Source organism: Marinimicrobium sp. UBA4509 (genome assembly GCF_002388575.1).
GTDB classification, from domain to species: domain Bacteria; phylum Pseudomonadota; class Gammaproteobacteria; order Pseudomonadales; family Cellvibrionaceae; genus Marinimicrobium; species Marinimicrobium koreense.
Genome location: NZ_DGMV01000025.1, coordinates 36,919 through 40,605, shown reverse-complemented (window position 1 = coordinate 40,605; position 3,687 = coordinate 36,919). Strand labels below are relative to the sequence as shown.

Annotated in this window: 3 protein-coding genes and 1 pseudogene; all 4 read left to right on the top strand. The window is 59.0% G+C overall.

Going from position 1 to position 3,687, the window contains the following annotated elements:
* Positions 1 to 1,038, top strand: a pseudogene (locus B3520_RS02795) (pilus assembly protein); the annotation flags it as partial.
* A 1-nt stretch (position 1,039) separates the two neighbouring features.
* Entirely contained in the window at positions 1,040 to 1,843 is an 804-nt protein-coding gene (gene nudC / locus B3520_RS02790; protein ID WP_339618362.1) for an NAD(+) diphosphatase, read from the top strand.
* 15 nt (positions 1,844 to 1,858) lie between these two features.
* Entirely contained in the window at positions 1,859 to 2,512 is a 654-nt protein-coding gene (locus B3520_RS02785) for a cation/multidrug efflux pump (protein WP_286806649.1), read from the top strand.
* 54 nt (positions 2,513 to 2,566) lie between these two features.
* Positions 2,567 to 3,640 (top strand): protease SohB, encoded by a 1,074-nt coding sequence (sohB, locus tag B3520_RS02780; protein ID WP_123637401.1) that lies wholly within the window; start codon positions 2,567 to 2,569, stop codon positions 3,638 to 3,640.
* Positions 3,641 to 3,687: the final 47 nt, after the last annotated feature.

Here is a 3,687-nt window from a genome sequence, read left to right as displayed (position 1 = left end):
CGGGCCGCCAACATGGATATCGGCGTCGGCCGCAAACGCCTGTTCAGCGCCCTGGATCGCCATATAAAACAACTTCAGTCTGCCGGCCCCGAGGGACTTGAGCAACCTCCAGAGCCGTCGCTGCTCAAGGAAATGCTCTATCTGATTGCCTTGTCGCGGGCCAGCGGTGCGCGCACCGATGCAGTGGTGAAAGCCTACGGCCTGGAGCCGCTGCCTTATACGGATGCGGAGCTGGTGCGGGAGCTGGAGTTTCTCAAAGGCCCGAGTGCGGCCACCATCGACTCCATGGGCGCGGTCCTGAAAGACGAGCTGCGCAGCACCAAAAACATTCTCGAGCGGGCCGCCCAGGGCGGCACCGAATTGTTACGCGAAAGCCCGGAGCTGCTGGAAACCCTCAAAAAAGTGGCGGACATTCTGTCGGTGGTGGGGCTGGTATCGCCCAGTAACAGCCTGAAAGAGGAAATCCAGAAAATCCAACGCTGGCAGAAGTCCGACGAGACCATCGATCCTGACGAGCTGCTTGCCGTCGCCGACACGCTCTTGTACATCGAAAGCTCCGTGTCGGGACTGGGTAAAATGAACCTCTCCGATGAGCGGTTGGCCAAGTTGAATGCGACCTCCCGGGACGAAATCATTGCCAACAGTCAGCTCGCCGAGGCGGAAGAGTTGGTGCTGGAAGAGGCCGAATCCGGCCTGGCCATGATCAAACGGGCGCTGACCTCCTATGCCGAATCAAACTACGATGTCGGGCACATCAAGAATGTGGCCACCACCCTGACCACCATCCGCGGCGGTATGATCCTGCTTAACCGTTCGCGCTCAGCGGCGGTGCTGCACTCCTGCTCGCGCTTTATTGAAGAGTCACTGCTCAAGAGTGAGCAGCCGGCGGCGGTGCGCCATATGCTGGAGAATTTTGCCGATGCCATCATCAGCCTCGAGTATTACATAGACAGTCTGCGTCAGGATCGTAATACCGATGACAGCGTCCTTCAGGTTGCCGAGGAAAGCCTGGCGGCTCTGGGCTATCCGGTGAACTGAAGTGGCGGATGACTCCCATGATGATCATTCCCGCCGGTATCTGCTGGTAGGGGACGGCACCGTTCTTTGCGACCAGCCCGGTCGCCTGAGACTCCTGGATGCGGCTGAAGCGGAACCCTGGGTGGCGACGACGGATTGCGATTTCCTTGGTCGCTGGGAGGGTCTCTCACTCTATGCGCTGCACCTCCTGGACGCACCAATTATAGAAGGCTGCCAATGGCTGGGCCTGCGAACCCAACTGGGGCTGCTAGACGATCGGCTGTTTTCCCTGGTGGGCAATGCTCTGCAATGGTCCCGGTGGCGGCTGGAGCACCGCTTTTGCGGGCGCTGCGGTGGCCCAACTGAGCCCATGCCAGCCGGCGAACCCGCCCATCGGTGCCCGCACTGTGAGTTGCGTTTTTACCCCCGCCTGAGCCCCTGTATGATCACGCTGATTACCCGTGGCGATCAGTGTCTGCTGGCCCGCCACGCGCGCTCGCGCCAAGGTATCCACACGGCGCTGGCGGGGTTTGTTGAGATAGGCGAGCGCGTGGAAGATACCGTACACCGCGAGGTCATGGAGGAGGTGGGGCTGACCATCAAGGCGCCGCGCTATTTCGCCAGTCAGCCCTGGCCGTTTCCCGGACAATTGATGTTGGGCTTTCATGCGGAGTATGACTCGGGGGAGATACGGGTGGACGGCGATGAAATTGTGGAGGCCAACTGGTGGCGCTATGACAAGCTGCCCGTCACGCCTCCTGTGCAGACCATCGCCGGACAGTTGATTGCGGATTTTGTCGCGCAGCAGCACAATAAGCGCTCCTGAGACTAGGAAACTCGCATGTTCTACACGATTTTTTCAATCGCCATCATTCTTCTCGGGTTGATACTGGTCTATGCCGCCTTGCGCCTGCTGGCCCGTCGGCACTGGCTGATGGGTTTTTTGCGGGGCTTCGTCGGGCTGGGTCTGCTGGTTCTGGCTCTGGTGTTGGCCCTGGCAGCGCTGGACCTCTTCAGCTATCGGCAGATGGCACAGGAGGAGCCGGTCGCCACCTTGAGCCTCAAACAGCTCGGGGATCAGCGATTCAGGGCGACACTGGTGCACAACAATGGCGAAGAGGACACCTTTGAGCTCCGCGGCGACCAATGGCAACTGGATGCACGCATCATCAAGTGGCAAGGATTCTTGGGTGGCTTGGGTATCAAACCCGGCTACCGGCTGGATCGGCTCAGTGGCCGATACTACACCCTGAACGATGAGCGCAGCGCCGAGCGCACCGTCTACAGTCTGGAGCAAAGTGCCTGGGGGCCGGACCTATGGGCCCTGGTCAATCGCAACCCGGGCTGGTTCCCGGTGGTGGACGCCCGCTATGGCAGTGCGACCTTTGTACCCATGGCGGACAATGCACTGTTTGAGGTGCGTCTGTCATCGTCCGGCTTGCTGGCGCGACCGTTGAATGATCCGGCCCGACAGGCGTTGTCAGTCTGGGAGTGACCGATCTACCGAGAGAAAACGTAAAAGAAGACCACCAAATAACGGAGTGAAGCTTTGGAATTCATCAATGAGTACGGGCTGTTTCTAGCCAAGGTAATAACGGTCGTGATTGCGATCGGTTTTGTCGCCGGGCTGGTGGCAGCCGCTGGCAGCAAAAACCGGAAGCGGGGCGATAAAGGGCAGGTTGAGGTCGTCAAACTGAACGACCGCTTCAAGCATATGACCCACGCGCTCAAGCAGGCGGCATTGGATGATGCGGAGCGCAAAGCCGACGCCAAGGCCGAAAAAAAGCAGGAAAAGGCCGAGCAAGCCGAGAAAAAGAAAGCCCTCAAAGCCCAAGCCAAAAGCGATGGCAAACCGAAGGACAGCGATAAAAAACGGGTCTTTGTGTTGGACTTCAACGGCGACATCAAAGCCTCGGCCACTGACAGCCTGCGAGAAGAAATCACCGCCGTACTGAGCCTGGCCCGCCCTTCGGATGAGGTGGTGGTCAAGCTGGAAAGCGGCGGCGGGCTGGTGCACAGCTACGGCCTGGCGTCCAGCCAACTGGCCCGGATTCGAGACCGCCATATTCCCCTGACCGTATGCGTGGACAAGGTGGCGGCCAGTGGCGGCTATATGATGGCCTGCGTAGCGGACCGGATTCTGGCGGCCCCTTTCGCGGTACTGGGCTCGATCGGCGTGGTGGCCCAGTTACCGAATTTCCACAAGCTGCTGAAAAAGAACAACATCGATTTCGAGATGTTTACCGCGGGCGAGTACAAGCGTACCGTCACCATGTTTGGTGAAAACACGAAGAAGGGCCGGGACAAGTTTGTGGAGGACCTCGAAGACACCCACATTCTGTTTAAGGAGTTCGTTTCGGAGCACCGCCCTCAGGTGGAGATCGATAAGGTGGCGACCGGGGAGATCTGGTTTGGTCGTCGCGCGCAGTCGGTGAAGCTGATTGATGAGCTGAAAACCAGTGATGAGTATCTGGTACAGTTGGCCGAGAAGTCCGATGTGTTTGAAGTCAGTTTTGTGCACAAGAAGTCGCTCCCGGAAAAGCTCGGTATGGCCACCGAGGGTGCGGTTGATCGGCTTCTGTTACGTTGGTGGCAGCGCTCCAATAACCAGCGTTGGTTCTGAGCTCTGATGGTTGGTAGGTCTCCAGTGTAGTCCGGCCTCGGCGGGTG